The organism is Spirulina subsalsa CS-330 (assembly GCF_028330765.1).
Taxonomy (GTDB): Bacteria; Cyanobacteriota; Cyanobacteriia; order Cyanobacteriales; family Spirulinaceae; genus Spirulina; species Spirulina subsalsa_A.
Map to the genome: position 1 here is coordinate 1 of NZ_JAQMTY010000180.1, position 3677 is coordinate 3677.

Consider the following 3677-nt stretch of genomic DNA (forward strand, 5'->3'; position numbering starts at 1 on the left):
AGTTTTAAGTTTTAATCTTCCCCAGGAATAGCATATCAAACTATCATACAAAATGGCAAAAATTCAATTAAAGGACTCGCTGTCGCTCGATTTGTTTGTTGGTGCAAATTCATCTCGCCACTAAAAGGCATGTCCGCCGTTACCTTTGGTAACTCTACTCGGACTCGCTTTATAGTGGGAGTCTTCTTTGCACATTTAAGATAAAACCATAGATGACCGTGAGTAAAGCATCATGAACCAAGTCGATAGGGTGGCTAATGTTTGGCCTCATGGATCATGGCTGTGGGTTGTTGGCCTGCTGTGCTGGGGTGGGGCCCAAGGTGCGATCGCTCAATCCCTGCCGCCGAATATTCCCGAATCGATTCCGCCCGCCTCCGATCGCTTACCGCCCCTAGAGGAACTACTTCCCCCCTCGACTCCGGCAGACGTTCCGTTAGCTGTGCCGATCGCCCCGCCTCCGGCAATGTTCCCCGCCCTTCCCGATGCGCCGCGTTTGACGATCAACCGCTTTGAATTTGCCGGCAATACGGCCTTTTCGGCGGCGGAATTAACCACTGTGGTGGCGGCGTATGTGGGGCGATCGCTCACCCTCGCCGAGATCCAGGCCGCGAGCCAAGCCATCACCCAACATTACCAAGACCAGGGCTACATTACCTCTGGGGCGTTTGTGCCGCCGCAGTCGGTGCAGGATGGGGTGATGCGGGTGCAAATTCTGGAAGGGGGTGTGGAAACGATTAATGTGACGGGGGTGCGGCGGTTGGATCGTGGCTATATCCGGCAACGGGTGGCGGGGGCTGTGCGATCGCCCCTCAACCAAGGGGATTTACTCAACGCCCTGCAACGGCTTAAGCGCGATCCGCTGATCGAATCCATTGCCGCTGAACTTTCGACGGGAACCCAGCCGGGGATGAATATCCTGGATTTGCGGGTCGTGGAGCGGGATGCTTTTGATCTTGATTTCAGCGTTGATAATCAGCGATCGCCCAGTGTGGGCAGCGATCGCCGTCAGGTGAATTTCAGCCATGGCAACCTCACCGGGCGGGGCGATCGCTTCACCGTCGGTTGGGTCAACACCGAGGGGAGTAATAGCCTCAATAATCTCAGCTACACCGTGCCGATCAATGCCCGGAATGGCACGCTGAGCGCCAGCTATGGCAGGAGCGAAAACGCGATTATTGAAACCCCCTTTGATGCGCTGGATATTTCATCGCGATCGCACAATTACCAATTCACCTATCGCCAACCCATTCACCAAACCGACAGCACAGACTTCGCCCTCAGCCTCTCCCTCAGCCATCAAACCAGTCAAACCTTTCTCGGTTTTGATGATATCGGCCCGTTTCCCCTCTCCTTTGGGGCCGATGAAAACGGACGCACGACGATCACCGCCCTGCGTTTTGTCCAGGAATATAGCCACCGTAGCGGTCGGGATGTCTTCGCCCTGCGATCGCAATTCAGCCTCGGCCTCGATGCCCTCCACAGCACGATCAACATCGATCCCATCCCCGACAGCACCTTCGCAACCTGGCGGCTCCAATCCCAATACCTCCGCCTCCTCGCCCCCCAAACCATCGCCCTGCTGCGCACCGATCTCCAACTCGCCGATCAAGGTCTCCTCGCCGCCGAACAATTTGCGATCGGGGGAGCGAGTACCGTGCGCGGCTATCGCCAAGACTTTCGCACCGCCGATAACGGCTTTTTTGCCTCCGCAGAACTGCGCGTTCCGATCCTGCGCATTCCCCAATGGGCTACGCTGCTGCAATTAACCCCCTTTGTGGATTATGGATTTGTCTGGAATAGTTCCGAATTCACCGCCGATAATCCCAGCACCCTCGCCTCATTTGGCCTGGGTTCCCTGCTTAGGATTGGCGATCGCTTCTCCGCCCGCCTCGATTGGGGCATTCCCTTAATCAATCCCAACATTGACCAAAACAGCCTGCAAGAACAGGGGATTCATTTCAGCGTCAACTATCGGCTGTTTTGAGTTGAGATTTGGATCTAGGATACTGATGGACGACGCTATCCAAAATGCATGAAAATTCCAGGGTTACTCGAACGCTATCAACTCAGAACGCGGCGACAACTCAATGCCCGCCTTCAGGCGTTGGAGGTCAACCTCTCCCGTGATGTGGATGGGGAAGAATACGCCAGTCCCGTGATTGTCCAAGCGTTAGATGATCTCCATGAATGGTTAGCCAAAGGGGGAAAACTCGCCGCCTACACGCCCCTGTCGCGGGTGATGACCGTGAGCACGCCCCAATCCCAAGGGGTGATTGATGTGTCGGCGGTGGCCGATGGGGAACTGGACCCGGATGGGTTCGATGAAGACGAGGACGAAACCGAAGCAGAAGACCCGACACCCTCCCCCTCTGATCCGGCCTTGGCGGCGTTGCTGGTGAATCTCTCCGATGCGATCGCAGCGCGATCGCCCCTCTCCCCGTCAGCCTCCCCCCTGCAAGTCTGGCGCGAACTCGAAGAAGCCTGTCACTATCAATGGCTGTTGTCCACATCCCAAGTGCGCACTCTGACGGGGATTGCCCCCAGTGGAGATGTGTGTGAATATGGATCATTTCGCTTTAAGCGGCAGGGAAAAATTGGCCGAGAGGCAGCATGGGAAGTGTGGAAAATGACCTGAGGACAGCGATTCACCCCCAATTGCAACCAAATGTTACGAAACATGACATAATTAACAGCATACCGATTGAGTCTGATCTACGATCGCACTCAACCCCAATGTGATTTAAGACGTTAGGAAATAAAAATGCCCTATACCAAAGAAGAAGGCGGACGGATCAATAACTTTGCAGTTGAGCCGGACATGTACGTCGCTAACCCTCCCTCCTCCAATGAAAAGCGGAACTATGCGATCGCGGGTGTTCTCGCGCTGGTGGTGGTCAGCGGTGTAGTCTTCCTCGCCTTTTCCGTCTCTTAGTCCCGCATCATTCTAGTTAACCCACAACCCACTATAGCAATCCTATTTAATGAACAGGCAAGGGGCTTAAGCCCCTTGTTAATTAAGATCTCCGATTGATTTAGGATCGCTATCAAAACATCCCGACAGGATAAGCTCATCTCTGCCCCTGTCGGGATTCGTTTGACCATCCCTGGATCTCTAAGGTAATCGCTTCAACATTAACCCATCATGTCAACTGGCTATATTTTCGTTCCGCCAAGATGCTGCTCATAGCGTTGCACTAGTCGTTGTGCCGCCTGATGATGGGATTTCACCCAATGGGCTGGAGCGATAAATTGGGCGTGATCCAGATGCCGTGCAACCCAAAAACTAAATTCCCGTAAAGACCGTGGTGGTAATTGCACATGATAATCGACATAGGTGGGTTGAGTGTTTTTAGGCACAGGCTCAGGGATGATTTTCTGACTGGGATGGCGCAAGTCACCTTCTTGAATGAAGACCATCACAGGATCAAAAAAAACGGGTAGTGGTAAATATGTAGTGAATTAGTAAGTTAAGTAACATTAATACTTGCATTATAGTGATGAATAAAATACCATATTGCTCCTTCATGATTAAAGAGTTTTTTAGAATATGATAATCCTTTCCTCACTAATCTTGAGCATCTTTGCCGTAGCGTATTATTGAATCTCTCGATATGGTTTGTCTCACCCTCCTCTTTGGCAGTGGATTGATGGATCTCTTTGGGAATTGCTTCACAATA

Annotated in this window: 4 protein-coding genes; 3 read left to right on the forward strand and 1 reads right to left on the reverse strand. The window is 52.6% G+C overall.

The annotated features are described in order from the left end of the window. Positions 1–232 precede the first annotated feature (232 nt). From PN477_RS12715 to psb34, 3 genes are all read left to right on the forward strand, one after another. Positions 233–1984 carry a ShlB/FhaC/HecB family hemolysin secretion/activation protein gene (locus PN477_RS12715; RefSeq protein WP_272118631.1) on the forward strand — a complete coding sequence of 584 codons (1752 nt, stop codon included), beginning with the start codon at positions 233–235 and terminating at the stop codon, positions 1982–1984. Positions 1985–2032: 48 nt separating this feature from the next. Further along, on the forward strand, positions 2033–2635 hold the full coding sequence (locus tag PN477_RS12720) for a hypothetical protein (RefSeq protein ID WP_272118632.1): 603 nt from the start codon (positions 2033–2035) through the stop codon (positions 2633–2635). A gap of 126 nt (positions 2636–2761) precedes the next feature. Beyond that, a complete protein-coding gene (gene psb34, locus PN477_RS12725) occupies positions 2762–2932 on the forward strand; it encodes a photosystem II assembly protein Psb34 (protein ID WP_272118634.1) in 171 nt (56 codons plus the stop codon). 535 nt (positions 2933–3467) lie between these two features. On the opposite strand, the gene PN477_RS12730 is transcribed toward psb34, so the two are convergent. After that, a partial coding sequence (locus PN477_RS12730) for an IS1 family transposase (RefSeq protein WP_272147319.1) occupies positions 3468–3677 on the reverse strand: 210 nt, incomplete at its 5' end.

What these genes read in the sequence shown, in the direction of transcription:
- PN477_RS12715 (WP_272118631.1), top strand. Translation starts at nt 233, where the DNA reads ATGAACCAAGTCGATAGGGTGGCTAATGTTTGGCCTCATGGATCATGG.
- PN477_RS12720 (WP_272118632.1), top strand. Translation starts at nt 2,033, where the DNA reads ATGAAAATTCCAGGGTTACTCGAACGCTATCAACTCAGAACGCGGCGA.
- psb34 (WP_272118634.1), top strand. Translation starts at nt 2,762, where the DNA reads ATGCCCTATACCAAAGAAGAAGGCGGACGGATCAATAACTTTGCAGTT.